The 19,416-nt window shown below is 70.3% G+C and carries 16 protein-coding genes; 7 read left to right on the top strand and 9 right to left on the bottom strand.

Annotated elements, in window-relative coordinates; genetic code table 11:
• The 4 genes from iolD to iolC form a co-directional block, all read right to left on the bottom strand.
• The gene (gene iolD / locus ACWD5F_RS29155; protein WP_451258733.1) at positions 1–1,884 is read right to left on the bottom strand and encodes a 3D-(3,5/4)-trihydroxycyclohexane-1,2-dione acylhydrolase (decyclizing); all 1,884 of its coding nucleotides are present in this window, start codon (positions 1,882–1,884) and stop codon (positions 1–3) included.
• Entirely contained in the window at positions 1,881–2,696 is an 816-nt protein-coding gene (iolB, locus tag ACWD5F_RS29150) for a 5-deoxy-glucuronate isomerase (RefSeq protein WP_451258731.1), read from the bottom strand. The genes iolD and iolB overlap by 4 nt, the downstream gene beginning before the upstream one ends.
• Before the next feature lie 7 nt (positions 2,697–2,703).
• Positions 2,704–3,618 (bottom strand): Cgl0159 family (beta/alpha)8-fold protein, encoded by a 915-nt coding sequence (locus tag ACWD5F_RS29145; RefSeq protein ID WP_451258928.1) that lies wholly within the window; start codon positions 3,616–3,618, stop codon positions 2,704–2,706.
• A 68-nt stretch (positions 3,619–3,686) separates the two neighbouring features.
• Positions 3,687–4,637 (bottom strand): 5-dehydro-2-deoxygluconokinase, encoded by a 951-nt coding sequence (gene iolC, locus ACWD5F_RS29140; RefSeq protein WP_451258729.1) that lies wholly within the window; start codon positions 4,635–4,637, stop codon positions 3,687–3,689.
• A gap of 389 nt (positions 4,638–5,026) precedes the next feature.
• Between iolC and ACWD5F_RS29135 the strand changes: the two genes are divergently transcribed.
• Both ACWD5F_RS29135 and ACWD5F_RS29130 read left to right on the top strand, forming a co-directional pair.
• Entirely contained in the window at positions 5,027–5,227 is a 201-nt protein-coding gene (locus ACWD5F_RS29135) for a helix-turn-helix transcriptional regulator (RefSeq protein WP_124000110.1), read from the top strand.
• Positions 5,228–5,308: 81 nt separating this feature from the next.
• Positions 5,309–5,950 (top strand): GNAT family N-acetyltransferase, encoded by a 642-nt coding sequence (locus ACWD5F_RS29130; protein WP_451258926.1) that lies wholly within the window; start codon positions 5,309–5,311, stop codon positions 5,948–5,950.
• On the opposite strand, the gene ACWD5F_RS29125 is transcribed toward ACWD5F_RS29130, so the two are convergent.
• Together ACWD5F_RS29125 and ACWD5F_RS29120 are read right to left on the bottom strand one after the other, a co-directional pair.
• Positions 5,922–6,974: a zinc-dependent alcohol dehydrogenase family protein gene (locus ACWD5F_RS29125; protein ID WP_451258727.1), complete on the bottom strand. Its 1,053-nt coding sequence runs from the start codon at positions 6,972–6,974 to the stop codon at positions 5,922–5,924. The two genes, ACWD5F_RS29130 and ACWD5F_RS29125, sit on opposite strands and share 29 nt — an antisense overlap.
• Positions 6,943–9,306: an MMPL family transporter gene (locus ACWD5F_RS29120; RefSeq protein ID WP_451258725.1), complete on the bottom strand. Its 2,364-nt coding sequence runs from the start codon at positions 9,304–9,306 to the stop codon at positions 6,943–6,945. Before ACWD5F_RS29120 ends, ACWD5F_RS29125 begins: the two co-directional genes overlap by 32 nt.
• A 135-nt stretch (positions 9,307–9,441) precedes the next feature.
• On the opposite strand from ACWD5F_RS29120, the gene ACWD5F_RS29115 reads away from it, so the two are divergent.
• The 4 genes from ACWD5F_RS29115 to ACWD5F_RS29100 all read left to right on the top strand — a co-directional run bounded on the left by ACWD5F_RS29115 (position 9,442) and on the right by ACWD5F_RS29100 (position 13,958).
• A complete protein-coding gene (locus ACWD5F_RS29115) occupies positions 9,442–10,107 on the top strand; it encodes a TetR/AcrR family transcriptional regulator (RefSeq protein ID WP_451258723.1) in 666 nt (221 codons plus the stop codon).
• Between the two features lie 237 nt (positions 10,108–10,344).
• Complete coding sequence (locus ACWD5F_RS29110; protein WP_451258721.1) at positions 10,345–11,295, top strand: PrsW family intramembrane metalloprotease; 951 nt, start codon at positions 10,345–10,347, stop codon at positions 11,293–11,295.
• Positions 11,296–11,366: 71 nt separating this feature from the next.
• Positions 11,367–11,606 (top strand): heavy-metal-associated domain-containing protein, encoded by a 240-nt coding sequence (locus ACWD5F_RS29105; RefSeq protein ID WP_451258719.1) that lies wholly within the window; start codon positions 11,367–11,369, stop codon positions 11,604–11,606.
• A gap of 96 nt (positions 11,607–11,702) precedes the next feature.
• Positions 11,703–13,958: a heavy metal translocating P-type ATPase gene (locus ACWD5F_RS29100; protein WP_451258717.1), complete on the top strand. Its 2,256-nt coding sequence runs from the start codon at positions 11,703–11,705 to the stop codon at positions 13,956–13,958.
• Positions 13,959–14,603: 645 nt separating this feature from the next.
• Here the strand turns inward: ACWD5F_RS29100 and ACWD5F_RS29095 are convergent.
• From ACWD5F_RS29095 to ACWD5F_RS29085, 3 genes are all read right to left on the bottom strand, one after another.
• On the bottom strand, positions 14,604–15,893 hold the full coding sequence (locus ACWD5F_RS29095; RefSeq protein ID WP_401721415.1) for a citrate synthase: 1,290 nt from the start codon (positions 15,891–15,893) through the stop codon (positions 14,604–14,606).
• Positions 15,894–16,072: 179 nt separating this feature from the next.
• Entirely contained in the window at positions 16,073–18,355 is a 2,283-nt protein-coding gene (recD2, locus tag ACWD5F_RS29090; protein ID WP_451258715.1) for an SF1B family DNA helicase RecD2, read from the bottom strand.
• A 63-nt stretch (positions 18,356–18,418) separates the two neighbouring features.
• A complete protein-coding gene (locus ACWD5F_RS29085; protein ID WP_451258713.1) occupies positions 18,419–18,706 on the bottom strand; it encodes a hypothetical protein in 288 nt (95 codons plus the stop codon).
• A 75-nt stretch (positions 18,707–18,781) separates the two neighbouring features.
• Between ACWD5F_RS29085 and ACWD5F_RS29080 the strand changes: the two genes are divergently transcribed.
• Complete coding sequence (locus ACWD5F_RS29080) at positions 18,782–19,303, top strand: GNAT family N-acetyltransferase (protein ID WP_451258711.1); 522 nt, start codon at positions 18,782–18,784, stop codon at positions 19,301–19,303.
• The last annotated feature ends 113 nt before the right edge of the window (positions 19,304–19,416 follow it).

Raw genomic sequence — 19,416 nt, 5'->3', positions numbered from 1 at the left:
TCACAGATGGCGGCGTCGGGTGGAGACGTGCCGTTCGTACAGCTCACGTGCCTTGACCGCGGACGCGCGCGTCGCGGTCTCGGCCACAGGAACATCCCACCAGGCCTGCGCCGGAGGCGCGCCCGACACTGTGTCTGCGGTTTGCGTCTCGACGTAGACACATGTGGGAGTGTCGGCGGCCCGGGCCTCGGCGAGTGCCGTGCGCAGGTCCGCCACGGTCTTGGCGCGCAGGACGCGCATGCCCAGGCTGGCCACGTTGGCGGCGAGGTCGACGGGCAGCGGGGGGCCGGTGAAGGTGCCGTCGTCCGCCGGGTAGCGGTAGGCGGTGCCGAAGCGCTCGGCGCCCACCGACTCCGACAGGCCGCCGATGGACGCGTACCCGTGGTTCTGGATCAGGAGCAGCTTGATCGCGATGCCCTCCTGTACGGCGGTCACGATCTCGGTCGGCATCATCAGGTACGTGCCGTCGCCGACCAGCGCCCAGACGTTGCGGTCGGGGGCGGCCAGCTTGACGCCGATCGCGGCCGGGATCTCGTAGCCCATGCAGGAGTAGCCGTACTCCAGGTGGTACTGGTCCCGTGAACGGGTGCGCCACATCTTGTGCAGGTCGCCGGGGAGCGAGCCGGCCGCGTTGATGATCACGTCCGTCTCGTCGACGAGGGCGTCCAGCGCACCGACGACCTGCGGCTGGGTGGGCCGTATGTCCGGCTCCTCGGCCTCGTAGCAGGCGTCGATCCGCTGCTCCCAGCGCTCCTTGTCCTCGGTGTACTCGGCGGCGTAGGAGTCGGCGACGCGGTGCTCGTGCAGGGCGAGGGCCTGGGTGAGTTCGGTCAGGCCGGAGCGGGCGTCCGCGATCAGCGGGGTGCCGGCGAGCTTGTGGCCGTCGTGGGGCGCGATGTTGAGGTTGAGGAAGCGGACGCCGTCGCCCGCGAAGAGGGTGCCGGAGCCGGTGGTGAAGTCGGTGTAGCGGGTGCCGACGCCGATCACCAGGTCGGCGGTGCGGGCGAGTTCGTCGGCGGTCGCCGTGCCGGTGTGGCCGATGCCGCCGACGTCCTGCGGGTGGTCCCAGCGCAGGGAGCCCTTGCCGGCCTGCGTGGAGGCGACCGGTATGCGGGTGGCCGCCGCGAACTCGGCGAGGATGTCCTCGGCGCGGCTGTGGTGCACTCCCCCGCCGGCGACGACGAGCGGGCGGCGGGCGGACCTGATCTGCCGTACGGCTTCGGCGAGTTCGGCCGGGTCGGCGCCCGGACGGCGTACCGCCCAGGTGCGTTCGGCGAAGAACTCGTCCGGCCAGTCGTGGGCCTCGGCCTGAACGTCCTGCGGGAGAGCCAGAGTTACCGCTCCCGTCTCCACCGGGTCGGTCAGTACGCGCATCGCCTGGAGGGCGGCCGGGATCAGCTGCTCGGGGCGGTTGATCCGGTCGAAGTACCGGGACACCGGGCGCAGGCTGTCGTTGACCGACACATCGCCCGCGTACGGGACTTCGAGCTGCTGGAGCACCGGGTCGGCGGGGCGGCCTGCGAAGACGTCGCCGGGCAGCAGCAGGACCGGGAGGTGGTTGATCGTGGCGAGGGCGGCGCCGGTGACCAGGTTGGTGGCGCCCGGGCCGATGGAGGTCGTCACGGCGTGGGTGGAGAGGCGGCCCGACTGACGCGCGTAACCGACGGCCGCGTGCACCATGGCCTGTTCGTTGCGGCCCTGGTGGTACGGCATCTCGTCCGCGTACTCGACGAGTGCCTGGCCGATCCCTGCCACGTTGCCGTGGCCGAAGATGCCCCAGGTCGCGCCGATCAGCCGCTGCCGGGTGCCGTCCCGCTCGGTGAACTGGGCGGCCAGGAACCGCACCAGCGCCTGCGCGACCGTGAGCCTCGTCGTCGAGGTCATCGGTAACCCTCCGTGTGCTCGGGGTGGAAGCAGATCCGCCACTCCCGCGTCTCACCCGGCCCCGCCATGACATTCAGGTAGTACATGTCGTGACCGGGCTGGGCGATGGACGGACCGTGCCATCCATCGGGGACGAGGACGGCGTCGCCGGAGCGGACCTCCGCGAGGACGTCGGATCCGCCCTCACGGGAGGGAGATACGCGCTGATAGCCGAAACCGTTCGGGCCGTCGATCTCGAACCAGTAGATCTCCTCCAACTCGGCTTCCACACCGGGCCGGTGCTCGTCGTGCTTGTGCGGCGGATACGAGGACCAGTTGCCGCCGGGTGTGATCACCTCGACGGCGATCAGCTTGTCGCACTCGAAGGCGTCGGCTGAGGCGAAGTTGCGGACGTGCCGCACCTGCGTGCCGCTGCCACGCTCTTCGACGGGGACCTCCGGCGCGGGGCCGTAGCGGGCGGGGAGTCGTCGCTCGCACTTCGCTCCTGCCAGGGCGAAGCGGCCTCCCGCGCCGGAGGCGATCTGGACCTGGGCGTCCCGGGGTACGTACGCGAAGTCCGTGACGGACGCGAACACGCTTTCCCTGCCCAGGAGTTGAAACACATCGGTACCCATTTGCACCGTACATCCGCCCTGCAGCGGAAGCACGATCCACTCACTGTCGCCGGTGGTGAAGGTGTGCGTGCCCCCCGCGCCCAACTCGACGATCCGCAGCCCGCTGTACTCCCAGCCGGCCCGCTTGGGGTCGACGTCGAACACATAGTTGGCGTCGGCGGTGGAGCCGCGCGGAATGTACAGCCTGTTGCCGGTCATACGGCCCTCACAGCAGTCCTACGGCGGTGTCCACGGCGGCGGCCACATCGCCGTCCGCCGGATACAGCAGCGAACGGCCCACCACCAGGCCTCGCACGGTGGGCAGTTGGAGGGCGCCGCGCCACTTCTCGTACGCGCCGTCCTGATCGTCGCCGACCTCGCCGCCGAGCAGCACGGCGGGCAGCGTCGACGTCTCCATGACCTCGGCCATGTCGTCGGGGTTCTCGGTGACCGGGAGCTTGAGCCAGGTGTAGGCCGAAGTGCCGCCCAGGCCCGAGGAGATGGCGATGGACTTGATGACGGCCTCGGCGGACAGATCGTTCTTCAGCTTGCCGTCCTCCGTGCGGCGACTGATGAACGGCTCGACGAACAGCGGGAGTCGGCGCGCGGCCATGTCGTCGATCGCGCGGGCGGTGGACTCCAGGGTGGTGAGCGAGCCCGGGTCGTCGTAGTCGATGCGCAGGAGCAGCTTGCCCGCGTCGAAGCCGAGCCGCTCGATGTCCTCGGCGCGGTGGCCGGTGAAGCGGTCGTCGAGTTCGAAGCTGGCGCCCTGGAGACCGCCGCGGTTCATCGAGCCCATGACGATCTTGTCGTCCAGGGCGCCGAGCAGCAGCAGGTCGTCCAGGATGTCGGCGGTCGCGAGGACGCCGTCGACGCCGGGGCGGGAGAGCGCCAGGCAGAGGCGTTCCAGCAGGTCGGCGCGGTTGGCCATGGCGAACTTGCGGTCGCCGACGCCGAGCGCGCCGCGGGCCGGGTGGTCGGCGGCGACGATCATCAGCCGGCCGGAGTCACCCAGCAGCGGGCGGCGGACCCGGCGGGCGGCGGCCTCCGCGACGGCCTCGGGGCGGTGGGCGCGCAGCCGGACGAGTTCGGCGACGTCGACCTGCGGGGACGCGGTGGTGCGCGCCGGCCCCGCGGTCATGCCGAGGCACCCCGTGCCCGCGGTCTCGTCGTCGAACCCGTCGTCGCCCCCGCGGACGCGGCCCGCCCTCACAGCACCGCTCCGGCCTTGAGGGCGGCGTCGATCTCGTCGGTGGTCGGCATCGCCGAGGAGCATTCCAGGCGGGAGGCGACGATCGCGCCGGCCGCGTTGGCGTGCCGCATGATTGTCTCCAGGTCCCAGCCCTCCAGCAGGCCGTGGCAGAGGGTGCCGCCGAACGCGTCACCGGCGCCGAGTCCGTTCAGGACGGTCACCGGGAGGGGTGGCACCTCGGCCGACTCGCCCTTGCTGTTGACGGCGAGGACGCCCTTGGGGCCCTGCTTGACGACCGCCAGTTCGACACCCGCGTCCAGCAACGCCTGCGCGGCCGCCCGCGGTTCACGCACTCCGGTGGCGACCTCCACCTCGTCGAGGTTGCCGACCGCGACGGTGGTGTGGCGCAGGGCCTCCTCGTAGAAGGGGCGGGCAGAGTCCGGGTCCCTCCAGAACATGGGGCGCCAGTCGAGGTCGAAGACCGTCGTACCCGCCTTGGCCCGGTGGGCGAGCGCCGCCAGCGTCGCCGTACGGCTCGGCTCCTCGCTCAGGCCGGTGCCGGTGACCCAGAAGATGCGGGCGTCGCGGATGGCGTCGAGGTCGAGTTCGTGGGCGTCGATCTCCAGGTCGGGGGCCTTGGGCTGCCGGTAGAAGTACAGCGGGAAGTCGTCCGGCGGGAAGACCTCGCAGAAGGTGACCGGGGTGGGCAGGCCGGGGACCGGGGTCACCCAGCGGTCGTCGACGCCGAAGCCCTGGAGGGCCTCGTGCAGGTAGACGCCGAAGGGGTCGTCGCCGGTGCGGGTGATCACCGCGGTGTGCCGGCCGAGCCGGGCGGCGGCGACCGCGACGTTCGTCGCCGAACCGCCGAGGAACTTGCCGAAAGTGGTCACCTGCGGGAGCGGAACGCCGGTCTGCAGCGGATACAGATCGACACCGATCCGTCCCATAGTGATCAGGTCGTACGCCATCGGCTTCCCTTCGTCACGGCTCTCCTCCGGTTTGTAGCCCCGGAGCCGGAGCCCTGTCAATGTTTTGTCCGGACATTCGGACGAGTCATCGACAGCGCTTGCCGTTCGGCCGGAAATAGAAGTACGGACAGGGGGACGGACACCCGTGTCAATGCGCCGCGCCCGCGAGCCCGCGTGCGCCTTTGCTGCACTCGTGTCACAAACGCCCCCTCCGTGTCACACATGTCGCGTGTACGCGGGTTCTGCGTCACACCCCGCGCACAGGCACTGCCCAGTCATCACTCTGCGTCGTTGAGCGGGCACAGGCTTTGTGATCGCCAGCGCAGCGCCCGGCTCCCCCGACGGCCGTTCCCGGCCGCCCCCGCGGTGCGCGCAGGGAGGTGCGTTTCATGACCGACCGACGGCTGTGGTCGTACAAGGAGATCGCCGCACACATCAAGGTGCAGCCGGACACCGTGCGGTCCTACCGCAAGCACGGTCTGCTGCCCCCGCCCGACCATGTCGAGGGCGGCAAGCCCTACTGGTACGCCGACACGGTCCGCACCTGGGTCGCCTCCCGGCCCGGCAACCGCGGCCGCAGAGAGGACTGAGCCGAGGAGGAGACGGCCGGGAAAATGAGCTGTGCCCCACCTGGCCGGTGGGGCACAGTCGTCCCCGTGAGCGACTTCCCCGTGACCGACTTCTCCGTCAAACCCGTGCTGACCGGCGAAAGGACCGTGCTGCGGCCCTTCACCGCGGCCGACGCGGTCGGCATCCGGGAGATCGTCCAGGATCCGGAGGTCGTCCGGTTCACCTTCGAGCCCTCCACCGACCTCACCCCGGAACGCCTGCGCTCCTGGTACGGCTCCCGGGCCGACGCCCCCGACCGGCTGGATCTCGCCGTCACCGACCCCACCACCGGCGAACTCCTCGGCGAGGTCGTCCTGTACGAGTGGGATCCGGCGGCGCGCAGTTGTACGTTCCGCACGCTGATCGGACCCCGGGGGCGCGGCCGGGGCATCGGCACCGAGGCCACCCGGCTCATCGTCGGCCACGGCTTCGAACAACTGGGCCTGCACCGCATCGAGTTGGAGGTCTACGGCACCAACCACCGGGCCCTGCGCGTCTACGAAAAGGTCGGCTTCGTCGTCGAAGGTGTGCGTCGGGAGGCCTCGCTGCGGGACGGCGAGTGGGTCGACGCGATCCTCATGGGCCTCCTCGACCGGGAGTGGACCGCGCGCCATCGCGTCGAGAGCAGCTCCACCCATGGCCTCGACGACCACCCCGGCAGCGGTCTCAACGGCCTCAACGCCCGCGGCTCCACGGCTCGATGACCGTCACGCCCGCTCCCGGCGCCGTCCCCATCGCGGCCAACGCGTCCGGAGTGGCGTCCAGCGTGATCGTCGACGTCACCAGGAGGTCGGGGCGCAGGGCGCCGGCACGGACCAGCTCCAGCATCGGCGGGTAGGTGTGCGCGGCCATGCCGTGGCTGCCGAGGAGTTCCAGCTCCAGGGCGATCGCGCGGGCCATGGGGACGGGGGTCGTGCCGTCGGCCGACGGGAGCAGGCCGACCTGGATGTGCCGGCCGCGCCGCCGCAGACCGTTCACCGAGGCGGCGCAGGTGACCGGTGAGCCCAGGGCGTCGAGGGACAGGTGGGCTCCCCCGCCGGTCAGTTCGCGGATCGCGGCGGCCGGATCGACGGTGCGTCCGGCGTCCACGCACTCCGCCGCGCCGAACTTCCGCGCCAGGTCCAACGCCCCCGGCGACACGTCCACGGCCACGACCCGCGCCCCCGCGGCCGCCGCGATCATCACCGCGGACAGGCCCACGCCCCCGCACCCGTGCACGGCGACCCACTCCCCCGCCGCGACCCTGCCCTGCTGCACCACCGCCCGGAACGCCGTGGCGAACCGGCAGCCGAGCGCTGCCGCGGTGGCGAACGACAACCCGTCGGGTACGGCGACCAGGTTCACGTCGGCGTGGTCAAGGGCTACGTACTCGGCGAACGAACCCCAGTGTGTGAAGCCGGGTTGTGTCTGCCGTTCGCAGACCTGCTGGTCGCCGGCCGTGCATGCCGCGCAGGTTCCGCAGGCGCACACGAAGGGGACGGTGACCCGGTCGCCGGGGTGCCAGTCGTGCACCCCGGCGCCGGTCTCCTCGATCACGCCGGCGAGTTCGTGGCCCGGCACGTGAGGGAGGGTGATGTCCGGGTCGTGGCCCTGCCAGCCGTGCCAGTCGCTTCGGCAGAGGCCGGTTGCTTCGACCCGCACGATGACTCCGTGGGCGGCCGGTCGAGGGTCGGGAAGCTCGCGTATCTCTGCGGGCTCACCGAAGTGCTCGAATACCACCGCTCTCATCTGGGCTCCTGTCGCCGTCGCGGTCTGCGGGCTCGTCGTGGCTGGTCGCGCCCCGCGGCGGAGCCGCAGATCGATACAGCCCCGCGCCCCTGAAGGGGTGCTCACCACCACCCTCGCTCAAGCCGAACCGCTGATGGAAGCGCCGCAACGGAGCCGGTGCCCACCAGGTCGCCTTCCCCGTCAGTCTCATCACCGCCGGGACCAGCAGGCTGCGCACGATCATCGCGTCCATCAGGACGGCGAGGGCGATGCCCAGGCCCAGCATCTTGGTGTTGGTCACTCGGGAGGTGCCGATGGCGACCATGACGACCGCCAGGATGACCGCCGCCGCCGTGATCAGGCCGCCCGTGCGCTGGAGTCCGTGCCGTACCGCCTCGTTGTGGTCGCCCGTTCTGTCGTACTCCTCCTTGATGCGGGAGAGCAGGAAGACGCCGTAATCCATGGAGAGGCCGAAGGCCACGCAGAACATCAGGACCGGCAGGGTCGTCTCGATGGAGCCGGTGCTGGTGAAGCCGAGCAGTCCGGAGAGGTGGCCGTCCTGGAAGACCCAGACCACCGCGCCGAACATGGCCGACAGACTGAGGGCGTTGAGCACCACCGCCTGGATCGGTATCAGCACGCTGCCGGTGAGCAGGAAGACCAGGAACAGGGTGACCACCGCGATGAAGCCGGCCGCCCAGGGCAGGCGCTCCGCTATCGCGTGCTTGGAGTCGACCAGCACGGCCGCGGTGCCGGTCACCTTGGTGTCGAAGGGGGCGTCCGTGGCGCGCAGGTCGCCGACCAGGCGCTGTGCGTCGTCGCCGACGGCCTCGCCCTTCGGCGTCACGGTGAAGTACGCGGAGTCGCCCTTCACCAGCGGTCCGTCGACGCGCACCACCTCGGGCAGCGCGGCCACCCGGTCCTTGTACGCGGTGTACTGCGCCGGGGTCGCCCTGCCCTCGGCGAGGACTTCGAGGCCGCCGCCGGGGCTGCCCGGGAAGCCGTCCCGGATGTGCTGCTGGACGACGTGCGACTCGGAGGTCGAGGGCAGCTGGCGGTCGTCCGCGGTGCCGAACTTGACACTCAGGAACGGCAGTCCGAGCAGGACCAGCACGGCCGTCGTGGCCAGCGCGAAGAAGGGGGCCCGGCGCATGACGAGGGTCGCCAGACGCGCCCAGGCCCTGCCCTTCTCGCCGGAGCCGGAGCCGGAACCGGAACCGGCCGGAGCGGACGCTGAGGCGGCCTCGGTGGCAGCGGGCCCGGACCGGCGCCGGCGGAACAGGCGGCGCAGATCCAGGGCGTCGACCCGGTGGCCCAGCAGGATCAGGGCCGCCGGGAGCAGGATCAGGGCGGCCGCCGCGGCCAGCAGGACCACCGCGATGCCGGCGTAGGCGAAGGAGCGCAGGAAGTACTGCGGGAAGACCAGCATCGCCGCCAGGGAGACCGCGACCGTGAGGGCCGAGAAGAGGACCGTCCGGCCGGCCGTGCGCAGGGTGGTGCCGACGGCCTGCAACGGCTCGGCGCCGCCGGACAGTTCCTCTCTGAAACGGCGGACGATGAAGAGCGCGTAGTCGACCGCGAGGCCGAGGCCCAGGGCCGTGGTGAGGTTGATAGCGAAGACGGACACGTCGGTGAGCTCGGTGAGTCCGCGCAGTACCGCGTTCGTACCGAGGATCGCGACGATGCCGATGCCGAGCGGGAGCAGGGCGGCGACGGCGCTGCCGAAGACCATCACCAGCAGGACGAGCGTCACCGGCAGGGCGATCAGCTCGGCGCGGGCCAGGTCCTCCTTGATGATCGTCTGCATCTCGTGCCGGACCGCGACGATGCCGCCGACCTTCACCTCCACCGGGCCGTGCGTCCCCCTGAAGTGGGGCGCTATGCGGTCGAGGGTGTCGCTCATCGTGCCCTCGTCGCCGGTGATGCGGGCGGCGATCAGCGCCTCGTGGCCGTCCTTCGCACGCAGGGAAGGTGCCGTCGCGGCATCGGCCTGCCAGTAGGAGCCGACGCCGGTCACGCCCGGCTCGGCGGCCAGGCGGGCGGTGAGGCTCTTGGCCTCGGCGGCGACCGCGGGGGCGTCGACGGAGGCGCTGCCCGAGTCGAGCAGGAGCAGGAAGTTGGGCTGGGAGTCCGGGAACTCGCGCTCCAGGGCCTTGGTCGCGTACGTGGACTGGGCGTCCGGGTCCTCCCAGCCGCCGCTGCCCAGGCGGTCGGCGACCCCGCTGCCCGCCACGACGGCGAGGGCGGTGATCACCAGGGCCACCAGCAGCGACAGCCGTGGCCGGGCGGTAACGAAGCGGGTCCAGCCACCGAGCCTCGGCGGCTCGTTCGGCGGCTTGTTGACTTCGGTCATCGTGCGGTGTCCCCTTCACCGTGGAAAACCCGTGGAAGCCATAGACTGGCAAACACGAGAGATCGCTCGCGTTTCTCCAGAATGCGAGCGACCGCTCGTGTTTGTCAATGGCGTTCGGAGACTTGGGGACAACGCATGCCCGACACCTCGCCGACCGACCAGCCGCGCCGTCGCCAGGCCCGCGGTGAGCGCCGTATCGCCCAGCTCCTCGAAGCCGCCACCACCGTCTTCTCCACCACCGGCTACACGGCCGCCAGCACCAACGCCATCGCCCGCGAGGCCGGCGTCTCCCCGGGCACGCTCTACCAGTTCTTCCCGAACAAGGAAGCGATCGCGATCGAGCTGAGCCGGCGGCTCATGCACGAGATGCGGGAGATGTACGGCGAGGCGCTCGCCCCGGTCGATCCCGAGGACACGCTGGAGGAGATCGTGGGCGGCGCCGTCGACCGGTTCATCGCCTTCAACTGCGATCACCCCGTGTTCTTCTCGCTCCTGCACGGCCCGGACGTCCCGGGCACGCTCGACGCGGAGCACGAAGCGCTGCACGCCGCGCTGCTGGGCCGGGTGGAGGCCCTGATCGCGAGCCTCCTGCCCGAGGCGCCCGCCGCCGACGTCACCCGCACCGCGCAGGTCTGCCTCGGCACGTACAAGGCGGGTCTCGAACTGGTCCTCTCGCACACGGGAGCCGAGCGGGACGCCTACATCCAGGAGATCAAGAACGTCCTGACCCGCTATCTGGAACCCCTGGTCGGCGACCGTCTCGGCCGCCCCTCCGACAGGACGGCGACGGCCCGCTCGTAGCCCGCCCAGCCCAGCGCGTCCGGACCGGACGCGACGACCGGCGGAACCTCCCGGAGAGGTCGAGCGCGACCGGCAGCCCCGGCCGATCCCGTACGCCTGCGGCGGTGCGGACACCTCACCGGACCTGTTCAGGGGCGGATTCCCGGACTGCGGCACGGCGCGCGGCTACCTAAAGTGCGGACAAAACGCCCGTACGCCGCCGACCTGTGCCGAGCCCATCGCCAGAGGGGACCCGCCGTGACCCACTCGCCGCCGCCCGACGCCTCCCGGGCCCGCATCCCCGGACCGCAGCAACCACCGCCGACGTACCCGCAGATCCGGACGGGACTGTGGAAGCGGTGCCTGGGCGGCGGGCTCGCGCTGTGGGTGCTGACCGCGCTGGTCACGTACGCGACGAGGAACACGACGCTGCTGCCGACCCTGATCCTGCTCGGCAGCTTCCTGGTGCCGGTCACCTTCGTGCTGTGGGCGTACGAGCGGCACGGCCGTGACCTGGGCGTCAGCGTGATCCTCGGCTGCTTCCTGACCGGCGGCACGCTCGGTGTGCTGGGCGCGTCGGTGATGGAGTACTACCTGCTGCACCCCTCGTTCTGGATGTTCGTCGGCGTCGGGCTGATCGAGGAGGCGGTGAAGCTGGGCGCGCTGATGTTCGTGCTGCGCCGGCAGGTGCGGATCCGCGGGATGCGGTCGGGGCTCGTGCTCGGCGCGACCGTCGGCTTCGGCTTCGCGGCCCTGGAGAGCGCCGGGTACGCCTTCAACGCGGCCGTCTCCACCCAGGGCATCGATCTGCGCGCCCTGCTGGAGACCGAGATCCTGCGCGGGGTGCTCGCACCCTTCGGGCACGGTCTGTGGACGGCGATCGCGGGCGGTGTCCTGCTCTCCTACCGTCGCCCGAACGGGCGCTTCCAGTTCATCGGCCCGGTGTTCGGCGCGTACCTCGGTGTCTCCCTGCTGCACGCCCTGTGGGACTCGACGCACGGCATCGCGATCTGGCTGGTGGCCCGGCTCGCGGGCACCGGAGTGGAGAAGCAGCTCTTCGCCCAGGGGTACATTCCGCGGCCGACCGAGCAGCAGGAGCACCTTTTCACGTTGTTCTCGGTGGGCGGGATGGTGCTGGTGTCGCTGCTCGCCATCTCCTGGGCGCGGTCGCTGGCCCGCCGTGATCCCTCTTGGAGAAATACCCCCTAGGGGTATAGTGTGAGTGTCGATGGGCCCCCACGGGCCTCCTCGACCCCACACGCCTCGATGAGGAGAACGACATGACCGCCCACACCGACACCCCGGGAACCGTCACCACCGTCTACAAGGTGACCGGGATGAGCTGCGGACACTGCGAGGGCTCCGTCTCCGGCGAGATCTCCGAACTCCCCGGCGTGACCTCGGTGAAGGCCGTCGCCTCGACCGGTGAGGTCACCGTCGTCTCCGAGCGCCCGCTCGACGAGGCGGCCGTGCGCGCGGCGGTCGACGAGGCCGGCTTCGAGCTCGCCGGCCAGATCTGAACCGGCGTCGGCACCACAGTTCTGCTCTCCGACCGGGCCGTGCCGACCAGCTGATACTGGCTCCGCACGGCCTGGTCCGATGTCTGGAGTCCGGACATGACCAGTACCACCGCAGAGACACCCATAGCCGCCTCTGAAGCGGCCGAGGTCGAGCTGCTCATCGGCGGGATGACCTGCGCCTCCTGCGCGGCCCGCGTCGAGAAGAAGCTCAACCGCATGGACGGCGTGACCGCCACGGTGAACTACGCGACGGAGAAGGCGAAGGTCAGCTACCCGGCGGGCATCCAGGTCGCCGACCTGATCGCGACCGTGGTGAGGACCGGGTACTCGGCCGAGGAACCGCCCCCGCCGCAGCCGCCCGCCTCGGCACCGGGGGAAACGGCCGCCGAGGATCCCGAACTCGCCGCCTACCGCGAGCGGTTCACCGTCTCCGCCCTGCTCGCGGTCCCCGTGATCCTGCTGTCGATGATCCCGGCCCTGCAGTTCGACAACTGGCAGTGGCTCGCGCTCACCCTCGCCGCGCCCGTGGTCGTCTGGGGCGGACTGCCCTTCCACAAGGCCGCGTTCACCAACGCCCGGCACGGCGCCGCCACCATGGACACCCTCGTCTCGGTCGGCACGCTGGCCGCGTTCGGCTGGTCGGTGTGGGCGCTGTTCTGGGGCGACGCGGGCATGACCGGCATGCACGACGAGTTCCGCCTCACCGTCTCCCGCGCGGACGGCGCCTCGACGATCTACCTCGAAGTGGCCGCGGGAGTGGTCGCGTTCATCCTGCTGGGCCGCTATCTGGAGGCCCGCTCCAAGCGGCGGGCGGGCGCTGCGCTCAGGGCGCTGATGGAGCTGGGCGCCAAGGACGTGTCCGTGCTGCGGGGCGGGCGCGAGGTCCGGATCCCGGTCGCCCAACTGGCCGTCGGCGACCGCTTCGTCGTACGCCCCGGGGAGAAGATCGCCACCGACGGCACCGTCGTGGAGGGCGCGTCCGCCGTGGACGCGGCCATGCTGACCGGTGAGTCGGTGCCGGTGGACGTGCAGGCCGGCTCGGCCGTCACCGGCGCGACCGTGAACGTCGGCGGGCGGCTGGTCGTCGAGGCCACCCGGATCGGCTCCGACACCCAACTCGCGCGGATGGCGAGGCTGGTGGAGGACGCGCAGAACGGCAAGGCGGAGGTGCAGCGCCTGGCCGACCGGATCTCGGCGGTGTTCGTGCCCGCCGTCATCGTGATCGCGCTCGGCACCTTCGGAGTGTGGCTCGGCGTCACCGGCGACACGGTGGCCGCGTTCACCGCGGCCGTGGCGGTACTGATCATCGCCTGCCCGTGCGCGCTGGGCCTGGCCACGCCGACCGCGCTGCTGGTCGGCACGGGGCGTGGCGCGCAGCTCGGCATCCTCATCAAGGGCCCGGAGGTCCTGGAGTCCACCCGCCGCGTCGACACCGTCGTCCTGGACAAGACCGGAACGGTCACCACCGGCCGCATGACCCTTCAGGAGGTCCACGTCGCCGACGGCACCGACGAGAGCGAGCTGCTGCGGCTCGCGGGCGCCGTCGAGCACGCCTCCGAGCACCCGGTCGCCCGGGCGATCGCCGTGGGCGCCGCCGAGCGCGCCGGAGAGCTCCCGGAGGTCGAGGAGTTCACGAACGTGCCCGGTCGGGGCGTACGCGGGCGGGTGGCGGGCCGTGAGGTGGCCGTGGGCCGGCTCGCCGAGTACACCGGGGATCTGCCGCCGGAGCTGGCCCGCGCCAAGGACGCGGCCGAGCGGGGCGGCCGTACGGCCGTGGTGGTCGGCTGGGACGGGGTGGCACGCGGTGTCCTCGCCGTCGCCGACGCGGTCAAGGAGACCAGCGCCGAGGCTGTGCGCGAGTTGCGCGCGCTGGGGCTCACGCCGGTGCTGCTGACCGGGGACAACCGGGCGGTGGCCGAGGCGGTGGCGCGGGAGGTCGGCATCGAGCAGGTGATCGCCGAGGTGCTGCCCGAGGACAAGGTCGACGCGGTACGGCAGCTTCAGGGCGAGGGCCGGACCGTGGCCATGGTCGGTGACGGAGTCAACGATGCGGCGGCGCTCGCGACGGCCGATCTGGGCCTGGCGATGGGCACGGGCACGGACGCGGCGATCGAGGCGAGCGATCTGACCCTGGTCCGGGGTGACCTGCGGGTGGCCGCGGACGCGATCCGGCTGTCCAGGAGGACGCTGTCCACCATCAAGGGCAATCTGGTGTGGGCGTTCGGCTACAACGTGGCGGCACTGCCCCTGGCCGCGGCCGGTCTGTTGAATCCGATGATCGCGGGGGCCGCTATGGCCTTTTCGTCCGTATTCGTGGTGACCAACAGCCTCCGCCTGCGGACGTTCCGCTGAACTGCGGGAAGGTTACCGGCGGTTAGGGGGATTCGAAGTAAGAGTCCCCCTAGAGTCGGAGGCCAGCCTCACATAAGCTCTTCACAAGGCTCGCGCATCATCCTTACGCTTGAGTCCCGGTCGCAGTATCGGGGCTCTTGCGCATCTAACGGACATTTGCAAGAGACGCAGATCACAGTGATGTGAACGTAACCATCGAAGGGGTTCGAAGGTCTAAGTTGACGATGTCAGACAGCGTCTTGGGGGGCGTTGACTGGCATCTGAGGATGTCTTGGGGGACTTCCTCAGAGATGCGTTGCCGGGGCACGTACATCGGGAAGCTTTGAGCGGCCCTCCCGAGCGTGCGCTGTCCCGGCAGATCGCACACCCAGTAGTACGACGAGTTCTGCTCGTTTTGCTCAAGCAGTACGCGTTTTGCTCAAGCAGTACCGCAGCGATTCAGGCGCTGTTCTTCACAGACGCCCGGCCGGATCCCGTGGGGGGAATCCGCACCGGGACATGGGAAGGCGCCCTGTACGCCGGCCCGTGGGGGGACCGTCGGCAGGGCGCCTTCCGCTTTTTGCTGTCCACTTACGCCGGTGAGCGTGCCGGCGGGGATACGAGTGAGGGGGCGCCGATGAACGACGCCCCCTCCACCGGAAACTGTCAGCGGGCCTCGACCGGGACGAAGTCCCGCTCCACCACGCCCGTGTAGATCTGGCGCGGGCGGCCGATGCGGGAGCCCGGCTCCTTGATCATCTCGTGCCACTGGGCGATCCAGCCCGGCAGCCGGCCAAGAGCGAACAGGACCGTGAACATCTCGGTCGGGAAGCCCATGGCCCGGTAGATCAGGCCGGTGTAGAAGTCGACGTTCGGGTAGAGACTGCGCGAGACGAAGTAGTCGTCGGAGAGCGCGTGCTCCTCCAGCTTGAGCGCGATGTCCAGCAGCTCGTCGGACTTGCCGAGGGCCGAGAGGACGTCGTGCGCGGCGGCCTTGATGATCTTGGCGCGCGGGTCGAAGTTCTTGTAGACCCGGTGGCCGAAGCCCATCAGACGGACGCCGTCCTCCTTGTTCTTCACCTTGCGGATGAAGGAGTCGACGTCGCCGCCGGAGGCCTGGATGCCCTCCAGCATCTCCAGCACGGACTGGTTGGCGCCGCCGTGCAGCGGGCCCCACAGCGCGTTGATACCGGCCGAGATGGAGGCGAACATGTTGGCCTGCGAGGAGCCGACCAGACGGACCGTGGAGGTCGAACAGTTCTGCTCGTGGTCCGCGTGCAGGATGAGCAGCTTGTCGAGCGCGGCGACGACGACCGGGTCGAGGTCGTACTCCTGGGCCGGCACCGAGAACGTCATGCGCAGGAAGTTCTCGACGTAGCCGAGGTCGTTGCGCGGGTAGACGAACGGGTGGCCGATCGACTTCTTGTACGCGTAGGCCGCGATCGTCGGAAGCTTGGCGAGCAGCCGGATCGTCGAGAGGTTCCGCTGCTTCTCGTCGAAGGGGTTGTGGCTGTCCTGGTAGAAGGTGGACAGCGCGGAGACGACCGACGACAGCATGGCCATCGGGTGGGCGTCGCGCGGGAAGCCCTTGTAGAAGTTCTTGACGTCCTCGTGGAGCAGGGTGTGCTGCGTGATCTCGTTCTTGAACGAGGAGAGCTCGTCGACCGTCGGCAGCTCGCCGTTGATCAGCAGGTAGGCGACCTCGACGAAGGTCGAACGCTCGGCCAGCTGCTCGATCGGGTAGCCGCGGTAGCGGAGGATGCCCGCCTCGCCGTCGAGGTAGGTGATGGCGGATTTATAGGCAGCGGTGTTCCCGTAACCGCTGTCCAGCGTCACCAGACCGGTCTGGGCGCGGAGCTTCCCGATGTCGAAGCCCTTGTCGCCGACGGTGCTGTTGATCACCGGGTAGGTGTACTCGCCGTCGCCGTACCGCAGTACTACAGAGTTGTCGCTCACGTCTTCCCTCACCGACGTAGTGCCTCATCTTCGAGGTTGCCCTGACTGTCTCTACCATCCCCCAATTGGCTCAGGTGAGTGCACTCGGGGTCGACCATCGGGCCTATCGGCGGCACTGAGTGCCGCCAACTTTCTCATCCTGCCCGGTTCATACCCGGACCGGAAGTGCTCTGTGACCTTCATGACTCATTTGATCGATCATTTTTTGAAATGAGCCGGAAATCGAGTGCCGTACAGCGCCGGCCCGCCGACACCGTGCGTACCGCCTGACCGATCGCCTTGCGCGAACCGACCAGTACCACCAGCTTCTTGGCCCGGGTGACCGCCGTGTAGAGCAGGTTCCGCTGGAGCATCATCCACGCGCCCGTGGTGACCGGGATGACCACGGCCGGATACTCGCTGCCCTGCGAGCGGTGGATGGTCACCGCGTACGCGTGCGCCAGTTCGTCCAGCTCGTCGAACTCGTACGGAACCTCCTCGTCCTCGTCGGTCAGCACCGTGAGGCGCTGGTCGACCGGGTCGAGCGAGGTGACAACGCCCACGGTGCCGTTGAAGACACCGTTCTTGCCCTTCTCGTAATTGTTGCGGATCTGGGTGACCTTGTCGCCGACGCGGAAGACCCGGCCGCCGAACCGCTTCTCGGGCAGGTCGGGGCGGCCGGGGGTGATCGCCTGCTGGAGCAGTCCGTTGAGGTTGCCCGCCCCCGCCGGTCCCCGGTGCATCGGCGCGAGCACCTGGACGTCCCGGCGCGGGTCGAGCCCGAACTTGGCCGGAATACGACGGGCCGCCACGTCCACGGTGAGCCGGCCGGCCTCCTCGGTGTCGTCCTCGACGAAGAGGAAGAAGTCCTTCATGCCGTCGGTGACCGGGTGCTGCCCGGAGTTGATCCGGTGCGCGTTGGTCACCACGCCCGACTGCTGGGCCTGGCGGAACACGCGGGTGAGGCGCACGGCGGGGATCGGGCCGCCGTCGGCGAGCAGATCGCGCAGCACCTCGCCGGCGCCGACGCTGGGCAGCTGGTCGACGTCCCCGACGAAGAGCAGATGGGCGCCCGGCGGGACCGCCTTGACCAGCTTGTTGGCGAGCAGCAGGTCCAGCATCGAGGCCTCGTCGACCACCACCAGGTCGGCGTCCAGCGGGCGGTCCCGGTCGTAGGCAGCGTCGCCGCCGGGCTTCAGCTCGAGGAGGCGGTGCACGGTGGAGGCCTCGGCGCCGGTCAGCTCGGCCAGCCGCTTGGCGGCACGGCCGGTCGGCGCGGCGAGCACGACCTTGGCGCGCCTGGCCCGCGCCAGCTCCACGATCGAGCGCACGGTGAAGGACTTGCCGCAGCCCGGGCCGCCGGTCAGCACGGCGACCTTCTCGGTCAGCGCCAGCTTGACGGCGGCCTCCTGTTCGGGCGCGAGATCCGTGCCCGTACGCCCCTTCAGCCAGGTCAGCGCCTTGTCCCAGGCCACGTCCCTAAAGGCGGGCATCCGGTCCTGGTCGGTGCGCAGGAGGCGCAACAGCTGGGCGGAGAGGGACAGTTCGGCCCGGTGGAAGGGCACCAGGTAGACGGCGGTGACGGGGTCGGCGCCGCCGTCGGGCGCGGGGACCTTCTCCCGTACGACACCGGGCTCGCCGGAGTCCTCGTCCGGGAGGGCCAGCTCGGCGAGGCACTCGATGACCAGGCCCGTGTCGACCTGGAGGAGCTTGACCGCGTCGGCGATCAGGCGCTCCTCGGGGAGGTAGCAGTTGCCCTGGTCGGTCGCCTGGGACAGGGCGTACTGCAGGCCCGCCTTGACGCGCTCCGGGCTGTCGTGCGGGATGCCGACGGACTGGGCGATCTTGTCGGCGGTGAGGAAGCCGATGCCCCAGACGTCGGAGGCGAGCCGGTAGGGCTGGTTCTTCACGACGGAGATCGAGGCGTCGCCGTACTTCTTGTAGATGCGCACGGCGATCGACGTGGAGACCTCGACGGTCTGGAGGAAGAGCATGACCTCCTTGATCGCCTTCTGCTCCTCCCAGGCGTCGGCGATCTTCTTGGTGCGCTTGGGGCCGAGGCCTGGCACCTCGATGAGCCGCTTGGGCTCCTCCTCGATGATCGTCAGGGTGTCCAGGCCGAAGTGCTGCGTGATGCGGTCGGCGAAGACCGGGCCGATGCCCTTGACCAGACCGGAGCCGAGGTAGCGCCGGATGCCCTGGACGGTGGCCGGCAGCAGCGTCGTGTAGTTCTCGACGGTGAACTGCTTGCCGTACTGCGGATGGGAGCCCCAACGCCCCTCCATCCGCAGGGACTCGCCGACCTGGGCGCCCAGGAGCGCGCCGACGACGGTGAGCAGATCACCGGCGCCGCGGCCGGTGTCGACGCGCGCGACCGTGTAGCCGTTCTCCTCGTTGGCGTACGTGATCCGCTCCAGGACGCCTTCGAGGGTGGCGAGTCGGCGCTCGCCCGCCTGTGCAGGACTCCCCGGCTGATTGGACATGATCCGACGGTACCGGCCGGGTGTGACAGCGGGCGGGGAGGTGCGGATCCGGTCGGGACGAGCTCAGTCGAGACCGCGGTGCGCGGCCCACAACTCCCCCGCGCGGCCGGCGGCTTCGGTGACCAGGGCCGCCAGTTCGGGTGAGTCGGGTACCCGGAACGAGACGTATCCGCCCCGCCCGCCGGCGACCGGCCGCCCGTAGGCCTTCGCGGCGAGGCGGCCGTCCGGGAGGAGCCGGATGTTGAGCGTGGTCAGCGTGAAGGCCTCACCGCGCCGCGTGTCCGTCCAGCGCAGCGCCTCCGGGATCGTGACGTTGATCGCCAGAGCACTCACTTCCAGGTCGCCGCTCATGGACGGATGATCCCACGCGAGCCGCCGCCGACAATCGGGATGCGGCGCCAAAGGCGCATCCCTAGGCTCGCGTTCATGTTCACCGACGGGGTACGACTGGAGCGCCTGCGGGCCGATCACGCGCCCGCGCTGCTCGCCTTCGAGCGCGCCAACCGCGCCTACTTCGCGCGGTACATCTCGGATCGGGGTGACGCGTTCTTCCTGGAGTTCGCCACCGTCCTCGACGCGCGTCTCGCCGAACAGGACGCCGGCGTCTGCCACTTCCACGTGGTGGTCGACGAGCGGGGTGAGCTGATCGGGCGCGTCAATCTCGTGGACGTCGAGGAGGGCAGCGCCGATCTCGGCTACCGGATCGGCGAGCGCTGGGCGGGCCGGGGGGTCGCGACCGAGGCGGTGGCGCAGGTGTGCCGGCTCGCCGCCGGGCCGTACGGGCTCGGCGAGCTGATCGCGAGCACCGCGGTCGGGAACACGGGGTCCAGGACGGTCCTCGAACGGAACGGGTTCACGCTGGTGGGTGACGAGCTCGTGGCCGGGAAGCCCGGCGTGCGCTACCGGCGCCCTCTGGAGCGCGCCGAGGCGGCCGGTCCGGCCGACTGAATCGCTCCGGCACCGCTGAGTCCCTCCGCCACCGTCCGGAACATCACGATCCGGTCTCAGGGTCTTGTGAACCGTCGTGTAATCGATTCCAATCCTTGGTGCACGTCGATGTA

The sequence above is a fragment of the Streptomyces sp. NPDC002499 genome (assembly GCF_053595415.1).
This window is presented reverse-complemented; position numbering and strand designations above follow the sequence as displayed.